This is a genomic window from Vibrio sp. SNU_ST1 (assembly GCF_030563405.1).
GTDB lineage: Bacteria > Pseudomonadota > Gammaproteobacteria > Enterobacterales > Vibrionaceae > Vibrio.
In genome coordinates this window covers 1,005,596-1,021,250 of the sequence record NZ_CP130749.1, presented here as the reverse complement: position 1 = coordinate 1,021,250, position 15,655 = coordinate 1,005,596, and the positions used below count along the sequence as shown (strand labels likewise).

Genomic DNA, 15,655 nt, shown 5'->3' with positions numbered 1-15,655 from the left:
TGTTGGCCCTATTTCTATTATTAGTATCAGGTAAAAGATATGGTGAATGACGTAGAATTTAAGTTTGAACTGCAAGGCTCCTCGCATGATTTTCGTGTGGAGAGCTTTCAGGTAATCGAAGAGCTTTCAAAGCCTTTTCAAATCAGCCTATCATTACTTTCACTTGATCCTGATATCTCATTTGACGCACTCATCCGTAAACCAGGTAGTTTGACTCTATACGGTCAAGGCGTCAGTTCTGCGAGATGTTTTCACGGCGTGGTAAATGAGGTGCGTTACCTTGGATCGGGCAGGAGATTCTCTCGTTACCAATTGACTCTTGTTCCACAAGCTTGGTTTTTGAGCCAAAGACAAGACTGCCGTATTTTTCAACAAAAATCAGCGTCGGCGATCATTTCTGAAGTTTTAGATGATGCGTCAGTGACTGATTATCGATTAGAGCTGTCTGGTGTATATCCTTCAAAAGAATACGTGCTCCAATATCGAGAGACAGACCTTGAGTTTGTTCAACGAATTCTGGCAGAACACGGAATGTGGTACTACTTCGAGCATACAGAAGCTAACCACACGATGGTGATTGTCGATAGCAATGACGCAATAGCTGAGTTATTGAACACGCCACTGAACGGATCTTATTTGGGGCCAATTGTTTACCATGCTGATGGTGGTGGTGTTGCAGACCGCGAGCATATCTCAGACCTTGAACTCGTGAATAGAGTGAAAACCGGCCACGTTACTTACACAGATTATAACTACGAGTTTCCGAAAATTCCTCAGGAAATGAGCAGCTCCGGTGAACTTGATTTAGACCTGAAATTGTTCGATTTCCCAGGGCGTTACGTGGACCCAGCTATGGGGCAAGTAAGATCAAATGAATGGATGTCTGAACATATTGTTGATAATCAGCAAGTAGAGGCGACCAGTAATGTCATGAGACTGGCGTCTGGATACAGTTTTAGTATCAGTGAGCATCCACGTTCAGCAATTAACCGCGATTACCTCATGCTGTCGGTGATGCATAGTGGCCATGATCCTCAGGTTCATGAAGACGAAACTAATGGCTTGCCAACTACATATCATAATCAGTTCGCGTGTATTCCTAGACATGTTGAGTTTAGAGCTCCAAAACTTGAAGCTCCTTTAGTTGATGGTACACAAACAGCGGTGGTTGTTGGCCCAGCAGGCGAAGAGATCTATACAGATAAGCTTGGGCGAATCAAAGTTCAGTTCCATTGGGACCGTTATGGCGAGAGCGATGAGCATTCGAGTTGTTGGATTCGAGTTAGCCAATCAATGGCAGCACCAACTTGGGGAGCAGTATACTTACCTCGTATCGGCCATGAGGTGGTGGTTACTTTCCTAGAAGGCGATCCAGACAGGCCTTTAGTGACAGGTGCCGTTTATAACGGGCTTCATTACCCTCCTTATTCGTTACCAGAGAACAAAACACGTACGACATTCCGAACTCAAACGCATAAAGGGACAGGCTATAACGAGTTGAGCTTTGAAGACGAAGCTAACCAAGAAGAAGTTTACATCCATGCGCAAAAGGATATGTCGACCAAGGTTTTAAATAACCGCTATCGCGATATAGGTCAAGATGAGTTCTTAAAGGTTGCACGCCATCAGACAAATGATGTTCACGGTGATCACAAAGAGACAATCGATGGCCATAAGACTACCCAAGTTAACAGCACGTTTACTGAAACTGTCGAGCAAGATGTATCCGTTACATATAATGCCAATGAAACTCAATATGTTAAGAATAACTCTGATCTAGAAATTGGAGACAATCAAATTACCAAGATTGGTAAGAATGATGACTTAGATGTGGGCGAAAACAGCAACTTAACGGTAGGTGCTTCAAAAAGTTCTGATATTGGAGCCGATGATAACCAAACGGTTGGTGGCAACTTAACGGTTTCTGTTAAAGGAAATACTTCATACAAAGCCGATGGTGCGACCCAGATCATAAGCGGTGACAAGATAGTACTGAAAACGGGTGGGTCTTCATTAGTGATGAATAGTGATGGTTCTATCAAGTTGTCTGGCTCTTCAATAACCATTGAAGGAAGCGATAAAGTTGTAGTCAAAGGTGGAAACGTGGCGATCAATTAATGATGAAAAAACAAATCCCAATTATACAAACCATCACGGAACAGCAAGCCGAATCAACGGCTTGCTTTTCACGTTTTGGAAGAATCTTATCGATCAACGAATCTATGAATGGAGTACGAGTCGACTTTGAAGGCAACTCGTTACAGCAGCCAATTAATGCAAGGTTGGGGCGAGGGTTTAAATTAGCCGAGTTACAACTTGCTATAGATAACAAACTTTCATGTCGTATTGAGTTTCTAAATAACGACCTTAACCTTCCTTTAGTCACAGATATCTTTTTCTCCATTCTTGAGGAGTCGGATGAGTTTGTACTGAGAGCAAAGAAAATGGTTATTGAAACGGAACAAGAGTTAATTGTGAGAAGTGGCGAAACCGAAACTCGCTATAGCGGCCGTGATGGTCGAATTACCACCAAAGCCAAATACGTGACTTCCCAAGCTGAGAAGGCACAAAAAATTCAAGGCGGCACTATCGCGATCAATTGATCGTGTTACTAGATTGGATTCACGGATGCGTCAAAAAATAGGTATAGATCAGCTAAATCAGCCGATCACTAATGAAGATGTGGAGTTGGCGATTGCCAATGCGGAAAGTACGCTCACTTTATTGGACGAGCTTCCTATCAAGTGGCTGGAAATTTGTAATGAAAAGTTGTCACTGGCTTCGGAGACACTCAATTTCTTATTAAAGCAACGATTACAAGTCCATAAGAGGGGATACCCAAGCATCGAGCTGGAGTATTTAGCGTTGGCTGACCGCCAGATTAAAGACCTAAAAAATGTTTATTTGTCTTTCTATCGTTTGGCTCCGGGACTAATCCATCAATTGAAGCAAAGCGAACCGACTGTTTATGCTTGGCTTATGTTGAATGCCGATATTGGACAGGATCATGAAAATCTACTTTGTGGCTTATCCATACTTGATGAGTTAGATGACCAAACCGCAAAATTCTTGGTTGTGCAGTCGTCATTACCAAGTATCGACACTGTAATCATCGAAATGGTTGAAGGTGGTTCTAAACTGCCTCTGCTTTATTTAGAGTGCTTACAGTTACGCCAAACTATCACAGTTGGCCTGTTAAAGCGCTGGCTTAAAGATGAGCGCTTTTCTAAACATAAAGCACATTTGTTTTTATCGTTACAAAACGACGCAGAAAGCGTTGTCTGGTTAGCTGAAAATTCAAATGGAAGTCAGAACCTGTTTGAACGCTTGCTTACGAAAGAGGATCGGGGAACTTGGTTTCGTCAGGAGTTCGGTACCTCAATCGATAGCATGTCTGATCCTGAAGTTATCACTTATGCCAAACTTTTAGACCTCAAAGAGTTTGAACACTTTGATCCGAGTAGTGCACAGGCTCCATTTGATTTTGTATTACATGGCCTCAATGAACACGTTCCTATAATAATTGAATTGATATCGAGCCTTGAAGAGTTCGAAGCTGAGGATTGGATTCAAGCGCTTTATATTGTTTATGGAAAACGCTTACCTGTGACACCAAAAAACTTGGGCATTGATTTTGAATGGCATGAAATACTCGAAAGGTTACAAGAGTGGGCCAAGACTGATGCCTACAAACAAGTATCTCCAGGTCGAATGGGACAAGCTTTGACTCTAGAAACTAGTATACAAGCCATGTTCGATACTCAAGTTAATGCCGCTTTTAGGATTTGGATTTGGCGTCAGGTTTGCCTCCATACTCGTTCATACATTCCTTGGGATATGGCTATGCCTGCCCATCAACAAAAGTGGAATATCACGCGACTAACTCAGAATTCAACAGCCTCAGAAAGGTTTAACCTAAGGAATAATAATGCAGTTGTGGGATATTGAGAACCATCCAGAACTTTCAATAAAGGGCCGTTTTCAACGAGATCAGAACGGTAAAGAGGTTTGGGTTGTTGTTGGAAAGCGCTCGTGGCAATTTGTAGACTCTGTTTGGAAGGAGCTGGAAGAGTCAGAGATCTATGACGATCCTGTTTATTTGGGTGAAGCGGGACTTTCTGCGATGAAAGTTGATCATGAGTTCTCTGTAGTGAAGGCCAACACAGATGTGTTGATTTCCGGCAAGGCGCGAAGTTACGCAAAAAAGGCCGTTACATACCACGAGTGCCGGCTTTTGATTGATGGTCATATTGATAAAACTTTGTCAGTAGTTGGAGATAGGCAATGGATAGAGCATGGCGGTAGCGTGACCCTGAGTAAACCACTCCCATTTATCGAAAAAGAGATAGATTACTCCTGTGCTATTGGAGGCGATTTAAGAAACCGGCTTGGCGGAGGTATTGCTGATAGTACAGCAGAGCTATTAAATCAGAAGGTACCTTCTGTTTTTTATCCAACTGAAGATTGGAGTGCGACACCAAAGAATACACGGGTAGCAGGCTTTGGCCCGCTAGCGCCATTTTTTGGAGCTAGGCAGCGGTATGCCGGGACTTTTGATGCCGATTGGCTAGAGAATCGAAAACCCCTTTATCCATTAGATTTTGACCTACGTTTTTATCAGAGCGCACCACAAGATCAACAGTGTAGAGGGTTCATATCGGGCGGTGAACGATTGATGATGAGTGGGTTTTGTCATAATGATGCACTTTCTTTTCGTTTTCCTAAAGATATGTATATTGCAGAAGCTCAGTTTAAAAATACTAATTACCAAGTCGATATGACTATTGCGACGGTTTTTATTGACACAGAGGCTCGTACACTTTCAATTAGCTATAGCGCCGTGTTCCCATGCCAAGGAGAGGAGCATATGTTAGTGTCAACTAGGATTCATAAAAAGCAGGAGCTGTCCGATAATGAATAACAATTCAGCCCGTTTTATTATTGGAATGGAAGCCATGACACCAACGGGCATGAACCTTGAAATTGCCACAGCAGTCGCTAAGGCGGATTTGGGAAGGTTTGATCAGAAAGTAGCCGAGGATGGGATTGAAAGATTTACCTACGGTAATATTGAATACACTTCCAACACATCGTTGTTTGACAAATGCTCAGAGCTTATTGAGAGCTTAGTCGGGGCTCTTTTAAAGCAGCTACCTAAGGCTCTAAAGCCGATTCCATTACTCATCAACATTCCTGAAGCTCTTTCCATTGTAGAGGTTAGTGAGTGGTTAAGTGAATGTAAGCACTGTGATGCAATCTCTCATTATGAAGTGGTTCAACAAGGTGGGCCGTCACACTTAACCACATCGTTGGCCAAATTGAATCAATATGATGCTGTAATGAGTATATCGGTTGATTCGCCTGTGGCGAATATAGACGCATTGATAGAAACTGGGTACGTAATGAGTTCATTTAACCCCTGGGGGATAATACCTAGCGAAGGAGGGGCTGGCGTAATTTTGTGCCGGAATAATTTGGTCAAAACGTTAAAGCTTACTCCTCTGGCACAATTAGGTTATTTCGACTTAGAACCTGTAAATACAACCCGTCGGTCAATGATGAAGCTTGTAAGAAGTGCGCTCCGTACTATCGAGAGTTTTGGGGTTGTGTTCTCCGATATGACCAATTTGAGATCTCATACTGAAGATTATGGTTTTGCGTTAGGTGCCCGTGCAGAATATTTTGATAACCCTCAACAGCCATTTTTAATCAATGATTTATGGGGCACACTCGGCAGTTGCTCATCATTGGCTCTAATGGCCAGTGCTATTCAAGAAGGGCCTCACAATAGACCTATTACTTTGTTGATGTTTGATTTGCAGGGCGAAAGGGCGCTACTTCAACTGACCCGTATGAAAAATAATTAGCAGAGCTAACATAACCGGAGGGCTGAGAGCCCTTCGGTAGTTAACGTCTCATGAAGTCAATTTGAGTGTTCATCATCTCTTAAGCGCTTATCCTATCGATAATCTCATCAATCTAAATTTCTATTAATAAGTTCGGTTGGATATTAAGGAAAGTTACGCTTGATTTTAAATGTTTTGTCACAGCCTCTCATATCTTCACAGCAATGATTGAACTGTTCGTCTGAAATTTATTACTTACAATAACCTATTTTTTGTAATTATAAAGTGTGATTTATGTGGCAATGTTTGTTCCAAGCCTAATTCCGATAGAAGAGTTTTTATATTTTAATCGGAAAATAATGAACAATTGGTAGTCAATGAGTTTGTTATTATGCGTGGTTATTTAGTAATAATAACTAAAGTAATAGTCTTACCGAGGTTTTTTAATACTGCTATTGAAAAGGGTATTAGACAGTAATTATTATTCTACATTAATTTATTTCGTTTGATAAAGAGTTTAGCGTGCCAGAAAAGCAAGGGACAGCCAAAGGTTATCTAGATAAGTTGGTTGTGAAAGCGATCGAAAAGAAAAATCAGCAAGCTCAGAACTTGGCTAATAAAAATAAGCCTAAGTTAGAGTATGTGATTTTTTCTCAATTTGACGTTTTAGATACATTACCTTCAAAAAATGGCAAAACGACTGTCTATCATTTAGCGAAAAAAGGAAGCCCTGAAAAACAGGTCTGTTGCAAAGTTCTAAATGAGAATTCATCTGACGTAGCACATGAATTACTCATCGGTGAGGCCAGTCGACTTGAAATGTCTCAGCACCCAAGTGTCGCTGATTTTATCAAAATAGGGAAAGAGTTCGAACGACCATACTTTATGTATCATTGGATTCAGGGAGAATCATTAGCTGAGAAAATGGCACGCCATACTCCCAAAGGGTTTCGGCATGATCATATTGCATGGTTGATCTACCAATTGTCTGGTGCGCTAGAGTTTATGCACACCAGAGGTGTTTGCCATTTAGATATTAAGCCGTCAAATATCATCGTTACAGAGTCTGATTACGTTAAATTGATTGACTTTGGTGCGGCTCGGTATGTTGGAGAGTCAAACACTTATGCAGAAGCAAGCATGAGCTACGCATCTCCCGCGTTTTTAAAATCTGGAATGGCTCAACCACAAGATGATGTTTATTCTCTCGCGTTATTGACCGGCCATTTATTTCTTGGTGCAGTATTTGGCGATGCTTGGGCTACGCAACTCAAAGCAAAGAAACGACCTGCTCAAATTCCTAATCATGTATGGAAGTTAATTAAAGAAGTTATTGGCAACCCAAGACAGCACAGATACACGGCTACTTCGTTCGCACAACAATTAGCTAAGATAGATACTCAAAAGTTTGAGACTGAAGTTAGCGCCCCTTTGTTTAGTAGCTTACGTAACGCCGATCTCGTTTTAACAAAACATAGTGCTATCGATAGAATTCACACTGGGCGACTTCGCTATTTAGAAGCGAGTTTGGTTTTGTGTGTTGCAATTATCACAGGAACTTATTTGTATAACCAGACCCAACCTGAATGGAAATCGATAGTTAAATCGAGCAACGGTACAAGTAATCTAGTAAGTACGATTAAACCTGCACAGACCGCGTCTTTCTTGGCTCAATCACCGTGGGATATTGAATTCGCGTTAGAAGACATGGAAAAAGATGTCGTCTCGACAGCTCCTTACCGAGAAGCCTATGAAGTACAGCAGGGCAAATTAGCTCAGTTGTACAAAAACTACGAATCGGATTTAAGTCAATATGAAAGAACGGTTGACCAACTCCCTCAAACTTTGAAGTATATCCGACAGAAGCTTGTTTCTTTGCGAGAGAAATTAAACAGCGACGGGTCACTATTTCCTTATGCAGACAAAGCGCTGACGGACGCGATGGCAAGCCTTAATCAGGCAACCATCGAGTCACAAAATATTGCAAGTTTTGATGGAAATAACGAACAACGTTTGGTCGATTTGATACTAGATGGTAAGTCAGAAGTTGCTGATAGCGATATTGAAACCGCTTGGAAAATAAGTCAATCAAAAGCTTATTTTTATAGCCATGTTTTACCCCAGAAAGTGCTGAACGGAATAGATCTCTCAATAGAGAATAATGCGGAGCAACATTATTATTCTAAAGCTATTGATGAGGCAGAAGCCGCGCAATCATTTTTTGGCAATACGCCTAAATTAAAGGCAAAAGTAAGAGCACTGAAAGTGGCACGAAGTGAATTCATCTTGTTCAGTACGGTGACTGAGCAATCTGTTTTTGGCACACAAAAACTCCATGATTCATTAGTCGATCTAGAGACAAATGCTCCTAAGAAGTTTAAAGAGATAACCGAAATTTTAAATAGTATGGCAAGTGACTCAATTGACAAGAGCCATCAGTTATCTAAACCCGCAAGAGGTGCAATAGCCATCGAGCGAGCAATTAGAAGTTACAACTCTGAAAGCCGAGGTTAACTTGAGTTTGATCGATACAGAAACGTTATTAGCACCAATACCAGGAGTCTCTCCAACGGGTGAGGACGCTAGGTATGAGTTTTGCTACGAAATGATGGAAACTGAAGTTAAAAAATTTGGCTCATTGTTTGGTGAGACTGTTGACTGGCATATAGTAAAGGTCCATTCAATTGAGGTACTAAGTCAACATAGTAAGGATCTTAAAGCGCTTTGCTATTTGATTCGAGCTTTGGTTGAAGAGAACGGAGTCGCTGGGCTAGACGAAGGTTTATCTTTGCTCAACGAATCAATAAGCCATTTTGGGGGCGAGTTATATCCAAAACGTAAGCGAGGTAGAGATGGTGCAGTTGAATGGTTAAACCATCAAATTAAACTTGTTTCGACTAAATTGTCTACCCAATCTTTGAATTGGGAAGCACTTTCACGTTGTGTGACATTAGTCGAAAGTATTCAGCGCCAATTTGACCAAATATTTCAAGATTCTGATGCGGACTTTTTTGAAATAAAAACTCAGCTAAATCAGTTGATGCAGAACGCATCTCCAAGCGAAGAGATATTGGGTCAAGACAGGGCGGTTGATACAGGTCCGTTGACCGAAGCGAGTGGAAAGTCCGAGAAAGTGAAAGGTGTCGATGCTCAACCACCTTTAGATTCTTCTTTGACTCAAGCCTTGTCAAATAAAACACGGATCTCGTCCAGTGAACTTAACTTCGTTGACGTTGACACGGATTTTTCGTCTCCGACAGCATCAAAGCGTACGTTAAAAAAAGTTGCAGAAATGATGATGCATTCTAATCCGACAGAAGCATTAGGATATCGGATTTATCGTCATCTCACGTGGTTCGACGTTGACGGTCTACCAGACCACCAAGAAAATGTTACTCAGCTGAGTTTAGCGGTTTCGTTAGATCAGCAAGTTGAGTATCGAGACAAAGCACATCAAGAAAGTGATATTGACACAATTAAACGTCTCGAACGAACTCTGACCGATGCGCCCTTTTGGCTGACTGGACATTATTTTGTTTATTCAATGTTGAGTAATCTTGGGTATGGCGAAGCTGCAACGGCCGTTAAACAAGAAACAAGGAGGTTTATCAATTCTTTTAATGGAATTGAAAGCCTATTTTTTAAAAATTCTATTCCATTTGCAGATGAAGCAACCATTACTTGGTTATCTACAGGTAATAGTTCGTCTTCGGATAACTCTTCAATTGTTCAAAGTATTGTTGTTTCTGAAGATGATTTGTCAGAGATGGAGGATATTGCCCTAGAAGATTTGGGTATGTATGTCGCTGAACTGTCGAAAAAACTTGAGTTGGATAACTCCGGTCGTGGGCAGTTTATGTTGCATTTGAAGTTAGTGAAAGCCTACCAAAATGTTGGTTTATATCCGTTGTGCTTGCCTTACTTGGAAAAAAATTGGGAAGTCAGCAAAGAATTAAATCTATCAATTTGGGAACCTCATTTGTTTTTCTCCTTAGAGCATTTAATTCAAAAAACTCTTAGGGAACTGTATCGAAATAAAGATTTTCTACCAGAGATATATAGCGAATGGGGAACAATTTATGACCAGCAATAAATTAGAAAAGGACTAATTATGTCACGTGATGGCTCGGTGGCTCCGAAAGAGCGAATTAATATACGTTATGTTCCAGCGACAGGCGATGCGTCTGAAGATGTTGAACTGCCTCTAAGTATGATGGTTGTCGGTGATTTTACTGCCCGCGCAGATGAAACACCGATCGAAGAGCGTAATCCTATTAATATCGATAAAGACAACTTTAACGAAGTATTAGAAGGCTACGCGCCAAATATCAAAGCAAACGTTGAGAATCGACTTTCTGACGAAGAAGGCGCGCAAATTGGTGTTGATATTACATTTAAAAATATGAAGGACTTTACTCCTGAGTCTATTGCGAAGAAAGTTCCAGAATTAAATGGCTTATTAGAGCTTCGTGAAGCCTTGGTTGCATTAAAAGGCCCTCTAGGAAATGTACCTGCTTTCCGTAAAAAGATAGCAGCTGTTCTTCAAGATGAAGAAGCAAGAAAGAAACTTTTGGATGAACTTAGCATTGGTGCAGACCAAGGCGAAAAAGCAGAGTAGGGAATACCATGTCGGCAGAAGTACAAGCACCAGAACAAGAAGCAGCTCTAGTTGAATCAGGCTCACTTCTGGATAGCATTCTAAATGAGACTCGCCTCAAGCCTAGCGACGAAGGTTTTGACGTTGCAAAGCGTGGCGTTGAAGCATTCATTGGTGAGTTGTTAAGCAGCTCAACAGTAGAAAAAGTAGATCAATCGCTAGTTGATTTGATGATCTCTGAGATTGACCAGAAATTATCTAAGCAGGTTGATGCAATACTACACAATGAAGAAGTTCAAGCTATTGAATCAACATGGCGCGGGCTCAAATATCTTGTTGATCACACGGACTTCCGTGAGAATATTCAAATCGAACTTATTTCGGCTAAGAAAGACGAAGTTCTGGACGATTTTGAAGATGCCCCTGAAGTAGTTAAGTCCGGTTTATACAAGCAGATCTATACTCGTGAGTATGGTCAATTTGGCGGTAAGCCTGTAGGCGCTGTTATTTGTGACTACCAATTGTCAGCTTCTTCACCGGATATTAAGTTGATGGAATATATGGGTAATGTAGGAGCTATGTCTCATGCACCATTTATTACTTCGGCTTCTTCTCAATTCTTTGGTTTGGATTCTTATGAAGAATTACCAAATTTAAAAGATTTGAAATCGGTATTTGAAGGTCCTCAATATACTAAGTGGCGTGGGTTCCGCGAACACGAAGACGCACGTTATGTAGGCCTGTGTACATCACGCTTTATGCTTCGTACTCCATATTCAGTTGAAGATAACCCAATTAAGGCGTTTGATTACGATGAAATGGTTACGGATAGCCACGATAACTACCTTTGGGGCAACTCAGCTTACGCGATGGCTTCAAAGATCAGTGAGTCGTTTGCAAAATACCGCTGGTGTCCAAATATCATTGGACCTCAAAGCGGCGGTGCGGTTAACGATCTTCCGGTATACAACTTTGAAGCGATGGGTCAGATCGAAACTAAGATCCCAACTGAAATATTGGTTTCTGACCGTCGTGAGTACGAACTTGCAGAAGAAGGCTTTATGGCGTTAACAATGCGCAAAGGTTCTGACAATGCAGCGTTCTTCTCGGCAAACTCAGTACAGAAGCCAAAAGTGTTTGCGAATACGCCTGAAGGTAAGCAAGCTGAGATGAATTACAAGTTGGGTACTCAGTTACCTTACATGTTTATTATCAACCGCTTAGCCCATTACATCAAGGTACTTCAGCGTGAGCAAATAGGGTCTTGGAAAGAGCGTACAGACCTTGAAGTCGAGCTAAATAAATGGATCCGTCAATACGTATCTGATCAAGAAAACCCGCCAGCAGAAGTTCGTGGTCGTCGACCATTGCGAGCGGCAAAAGTTGAAGTGTCTGATGTTGAGGGTGACCCAGGTTGGTACAAAGTATCAATGTCTGTTCGCCCGCATTTCAAGTACATGGGTGCAAGCTTTGACCTATCTTTGGTTGGTAAACTAGACCAATAATAGGTTTTGGAAATTAATAAGCGGCCAGATTTCTTGGCTGCTTTTTTATTAGAGTTATATATGGAAAAAGGTTACCGATTACTAGAACGAATTGAACTAGGTGAACCTAAAAACTGTTATGAGAAAGTAGTCTCACATAAACATTTGATTGAATCCATTCATCTACACCTTGCCGATCTACTTAATACTCATTCGGGAAATGCAATGATCGATGGGGAATATGGCTTACCTGATTTCAACGATGTTCTCTCGAGCAATACTAACTTAGTTCGCCATATCCAAAAGAACATCACTTCCACTATTGAAAGCTTCGAACCTCGGCTACGAAATGTAGAAGTTCATTATAGAGAAAATCACGATAACCCTCTTCAATTAGGCTTTGGCATTTGCGGAGAAGTCTTACATAACGGTGGGAAAGTTCCGATGTCCATTGACGTCTATATGGGAACTGACGGCCAATTTAACGTTTAGTAGGTGCCCCTTGAGTAACAGTAAATACTTTCAAGATGAACTCACATATCTACGAGAGTCCGGCAGTGAGTTTGCCAAATACAATCCTAAACTGACCAATTTTCTGTCCGAAGGGACATTCGATCCTGATGTCGAGCGTCTTCTTGAAGGTTTTGCGTTCCTTACTGGCCGCATCAGAGAAAAAATCGACGACGAACTTCCAGAGTTGACCCAATCATTGATGACGCTATTGTGGCCACATTATATGCGTTCTATTCCGTCGTTGTGCATTAGTGAGTTAACGCCACATTTAGGAAGTGTTACGGAAAAGACGGTAGTGAGGCGCGGAGCTGAGATGGCTAGCGAACAAGTTGAAGGAACGCAGTGCTTATTTAGAACCTGTTATGACGTAGAGCTCTTCCCGCTACAAATAACAAGTATCGAACAAAGTAACAGCAGAACAAGCTCTTCGGTTGATGTAACACTGGCTACTGAACATGGCTTAGAACTATCACGTATTGGATTAGATAAGCTAAGGTTTCATTTACATGGTGAGATTCATATAACTAGAATTCTATTTCTGTGGATATTTAGATACTTAGATTATGTTGAGCTTGATGTTGGCGGTGCATATAAACGTAAACTAGGACCTGAGTTTGTTAAGCCGGTTGGTTACCAAGACGATGAGGCAATATTGCCTTATAGCGAAAACTCATTTGCCGGTTATCGATTGCTACAAGAATACTTTTCGTTACCTGAGAAATTTATGTTCTTTGATGTCACAGGCCTTGAGTGGTTAAAAGGGATCCCACAAAAGAGTACTGTAAATCTGAAGTTTCATTTTAAGAGAGCATTACCAGCTGAAGTCGTCCTGAAAGATAAGCACTTAAGGCTACATTGCACCCCTGCCGTCAACCTATTCGAAAAAGATGGGGACCCGATCAGGCTCGAGCACCGTCGTAATGAATACAAAGTAAGACCACAAAGTAATAATCAAGATCATTACGAAGTTTACTCAATAGACCAAGTAGAAAGCTGGAGTAAAAATGAAAGGCGCCGAAAACCTCTTATAGAGTTTGAGTCTTTTGAGCATCAAATCAACCAGAGAGATAAGCGTGATTTTTACAAATCTAAAGTATCTGAGCGAGTGAGTGGGAGAGGACTTGAACGTTTTATTTCTTTCCATACACACAATGGTGATATCGCAGATCTAGGTTCTGAAACAGTGTTGATGAAGTTACAGTGTAGTAATTCAGATCTTTCTGAAAGATTGTCTGTCGGGGATATTATATATACAACACATAAATCACCAACTTACGCTACTTTTAGCAACATCACTAAACCTACACAATCTGTTAGCCCTCAAGTCAACGGAGAGCTCCAATGGCAACTAATTGCAAATATGTCTCTCAACTATTTATCTCTCTCTAACATCGATGTACTTAAAGTTTTACTCTCGACATACGATTTTCACTCTAGAGTCGATAGGCAAGCACACAGAGCTTCATTACATAGGCTTGACGGAATTATTTCATCAGAAATGAAACCTATCGATAGAGTTTTTAGAGGGGTATCGGTACGAGGTAATCAGCTTAAGTTAATGATGAACTCTAGCTTTTTTGTAAATGAAGGCGATATGTTTTTGATGGCGAATGTACTGAACGAGTTCATACGACTATATTCAAGCGTTAACTCATTTACAGAGTTAGAAGTATACGATGAACAACGTGGAGAAAGCTATCATTGGGCGAGCTTAACCGGGCAACAAACGATCTTATGATTGATGTATTAGCAAACAAAACCAATGAGTTTAGCTTCTTTCAAGCTGTGCTGTTATTGGAGAAGCATTATCAACTTTTGCCGGGCAGTGAATTTGTAGCGGTTGGCGAAAATAAGTACTTTCGTCAAGAGAGGATTGCGTTCAGCGTTTCACCAAATCTATGTTTCCCTAAAAGTGACATGGAATTTATCAGTCACATGGAAAGAGCTGATGAGCAATATTCTAGAATCGAAACTAATTTTTTGGGTTTGCACGGCTCTAGTTCTCCTTTACCTGCTAATTACACCGAAAAGTTAGTTGGTAGAGATATTGATGATAATCCGGTCAAAGATTTTTTTGATTTCTTCCATAATCGATATACCAGCTTAATTTATCGTGTTTGGAAAAAGTATCGTTATCATGTTCAGTATCAAAGTGGTGCAGCGGACAAGTTCTCTGGACGAATATTGCACCTAGCTGGCTTGTCTAATGTTATTCAAGAGTCAGAAGCGATAGGACTAGATCGTGCAAAGATTTTGTCTTACGTTAATCAACTGTCTACTAGAACACGATCGCCTAAACTGATTTCTGGTATTGTGGCGCATTACTTTTCATTACCAAGTGTCCGAATTGAAGAGTGGATATTTCGGAGAGTGAATATTGCCGAATGTCAAAGAAATCAATTAAATAGAATGAATTGTACTTTAGGTTCAAATCTACATTTAGGTAAGAGTATCCCAGACCTTAACGGGAAATTTAACCTCTGCATCGACAATATCGACTTTGAGACGTACCGTAAGTTTTCCTACGGGGAAGAGCTTCATACCACCCTAGTTGGCTTGATGCGCTTTATTCTCCGTGACCCAATGTCTTGGGATCTAAGGCTTACTGTTGATATAGGTTCGATCCCTAAGAATCAGCTTGGCCAAGGAAATGGAGCTAGCCTTGGTCAGACCTTATGGTTAGGTCAAGCAAGTGAAAAAGATGCCAAGATTAGGGTGATTGGAGGCGTATGAAAAAGCCGCTCATAAGAGCGGCTTTGTTTTAACGACTAATTGGTTGGTGTAAGACAACGGTGGTATTAAGAGAGCGGATACCATGAAAAGACTCTATCTCGTTGCATAAATGGTGTATTGATTGTAAGTCGGGGGCTTCAATCAAAGATATAATGTCATATGTACCACCAACGATACTGGTCAGCCTAACTTCAGGTAATTCTTTTAGTGCATCACTGACATCATTCTTTTTACCTTTCTCGCAAGAAATTAGGAGGTAACTCGCTGCCTTTCTTCCGTCGTTTTCTACTCTGACTTGCGCCGTATATCCCTTGATAATACCAGTTTTTTCAAGTCTGTTGATACGCTCAGCGACAGCTGTGCGTGATAAGCCTATATTTCGAGATAAATTAGCAATCGATTCGCGTCCATTTGAGAGTAGATTCGAAAGAATTTTGCGATCTAGTTTGTCTAAGCCTTGTAAACTAATGTTTGACATCATG

The 15,655-nt window shown here is 41.0% G+C and carries 13 protein-coding genes; 12 read left to right on the top strand and 1 reads right to left on the bottom strand.

Translation table 11 applies throughout. The annotated features are described in order from the left end of the window. The first annotated feature begins 39 nt into the window (after positions 1 to 39). From tssI to tssG, 12 genes are all read left to right on the top strand, one after another. Complete coding sequence (gene tssI, locus Q5H80_RS18885) at positions 40 to 2,118, top strand: type VI secretion system tip protein VgrG (RefSeq protein WP_304569626.1); 2,079 nt, start codon at positions 40 to 42, stop codon at positions 2,116 to 2,118. Continuing rightward, complete coding sequence (locus Q5H80_RS18880; RefSeq protein ID WP_304569625.1) at positions 2,118 to 2,603, top strand: hypothetical protein; 486 nt, start codon at positions 2,118 to 2,120, stop codon at positions 2,601 to 2,603. Before tssI ends, Q5H80_RS18880 begins: the two co-directional genes overlap by 1 nt. Positions 2,604 to 2,628: 25 nt before the next feature. Beyond that, the gene (locus tag Q5H80_RS18875) at positions 2,629 to 3,948 is read left to right on the top strand and encodes a hypothetical protein (RefSeq protein WP_304569624.1); all 1,320 of its coding nucleotides are present in this window, start codon (positions 2,629 to 2,631) and stop codon (positions 3,946 to 3,948) included. Further along, a complete protein-coding gene (locus tag Q5H80_RS18870; protein ID WP_304569623.1) occupies positions 3,929 to 4,921 on the top strand; it encodes a DUF2169 domain-containing protein in 993 nt (330 codons plus the stop codon). The genes Q5H80_RS18875 and Q5H80_RS18870 overlap by 20 nt, the downstream gene beginning before the upstream one ends. Next, a complete protein-coding gene (locus Q5H80_RS18865; RefSeq protein ID WP_304569622.1) occupies positions 4,914 to 5,867 on the top strand; it encodes a hypothetical protein in 954 nt (317 codons plus the stop codon). Before Q5H80_RS18870 ends, Q5H80_RS18865 begins: the two co-directional genes overlap by 8 nt. A 501-nt stretch (positions 5,868 to 6,368) precedes the next feature. After that, positions 6,369 to 8,360: a protein kinase gene (locus Q5H80_RS18860; RefSeq protein WP_304569621.1), complete on the top strand. Its 1,992-nt coding sequence runs from the start codon at positions 6,369 to 6,371 to the stop codon at positions 8,358 to 8,360. 1 nt (position 8,361) lies between these two features. Further along, a complete protein-coding gene (tssA, locus tag Q5H80_RS18855) occupies positions 8,362 to 9,939 on the top strand; it encodes a type VI secretion system protein TssA (RefSeq protein WP_304569620.1) in 1,578 nt (525 codons plus the stop codon). A gap of 18 nt (positions 9,940 to 9,957) precedes the next feature. Further along, complete coding sequence (gene tssB, locus Q5H80_RS18850) at positions 9,958 to 10,464, top strand: type VI secretion system contractile sheath small subunit (RefSeq protein ID WP_304569619.1); 507 nt, start codon at positions 9,958 to 9,960, stop codon at positions 10,462 to 10,464. An 8-nt stretch (positions 10,465 to 10,472) separates the two neighbouring features. Beyond that, positions 10,473 to 11,948: a type VI secretion system contractile sheath large subunit gene (tssC, locus tag Q5H80_RS18845; protein ID WP_304569618.1), complete on the top strand. Its 1,476-nt coding sequence runs from the start codon at positions 10,473 to 10,475 to the stop codon at positions 11,946 to 11,948. A 60-nt stretch (positions 11,949 to 12,008) separates the two neighbouring features. Further along, entirely contained in the window at positions 12,009 to 12,419 is a 411-nt protein-coding gene (gene tssE / locus Q5H80_RS18840) for a type VI secretion system baseplate subunit TssE (RefSeq protein ID WP_029223832.1), read from the top strand. 10 nt (positions 12,420 to 12,429) lie between these two features. Further along, positions 12,430 to 14,178 (top strand): type VI secretion system baseplate subunit TssF, encoded by a 1,749-nt coding sequence (tssF, locus tag Q5H80_RS18835; RefSeq protein ID WP_304569617.1) that lies wholly within the window; start codon positions 12,430 to 12,432, stop codon positions 14,176 to 14,178. After that, on the top strand, positions 14,175 to 15,173 hold the full coding sequence (gene tssG, locus Q5H80_RS18830) for a type VI secretion system baseplate subunit TssG (protein ID WP_304569616.1): 999 nt from the start codon (positions 14,175 to 14,177) through the stop codon (positions 15,171 to 15,173). The genes tssF and tssG overlap by 4 nt, the downstream gene beginning before the upstream one ends. Positions 15,174 to 15,201: 28 nt before the next feature. On the opposite strand, the gene Q5H80_RS18825 is transcribed toward tssG, so the two are convergent. Beyond that, entirely contained in the window at positions 15,202 to 15,654 is a 453-nt protein-coding gene (locus Q5H80_RS18825) for an Lrp/AsnC family transcriptional regulator (protein WP_017097132.1), read from the bottom strand. Position 15,655 lies beyond the last annotated feature (1 nt).

What these genes read in the sequence shown, in the direction of transcription:
- tssC (WP_304569618.1), top strand. Translation starts at nt 10,473, where the DNA reads ATGTCGGCAGAAGTACAAGCACCAGAACAAGAAGCAGCTCTAGTTGAA.
- Q5H80_RS18865 (WP_304569622.1), top strand. Translation starts at nt 4,914, where the DNA reads ATGAATAACAATTCAGCCCGTTTTATTATTGGAATGGAAGCCATGACA.
- Q5H80_RS18875 (WP_304569624.1), top strand. Translation starts at nt 2,629, where the DNA reads ATGCGTCAAAAAATAGGTATAGATCAGCTAAATCAGCCGATCACTAAT.
- Q5H80_RS18870 (WP_304569623.1), top strand. Translation starts at nt 3,929, where the DNA reads ATGCAGTTGTGGGATATTGAGAACCATCCAGAACTTTCAATAAAGGGC.
- tssG (WP_304569616.1), top strand. Translation starts at nt 14,175, where the DNA reads ATGATTGATGTATTAGCAAACAAAACCAATGAGTTTAGCTTCTTTCAA.
- Q5H80_RS18825 (WP_017097132.1), bottom strand. Translation starts at nt 15,654, where the DNA reads ATGATGTCAAACATTAGTTTACAAGGCTTAGACAAACTAGATCGCAAA.
- Q5H80_RS18880 (WP_304569625.1), top strand. Translation starts at nt 2,118, where the DNA reads ATGATGAAAAAACAAATCCCAATTATACAAACCATCACGGAACAGCAA.
- tssE (WP_029223832.1), top strand. Translation starts at nt 12,009, where the DNA reads ATGGAAAAAGGTTACCGATTACTAGAACGAATTGAACTAGGTGAACCT.
- tssI (WP_304569626.1), top strand. Translation starts at nt 40, where the DNA reads ATGGTGAATGACGTAGAATTTAAGTTTGAACTGCAAGGCTCCTCGCAT.
- tssB (WP_304569619.1), top strand. Translation starts at nt 9,958, where the DNA reads ATGTCACGTGATGGCTCGGTGGCTCCGAAAGAGCGAATTAATATACGT.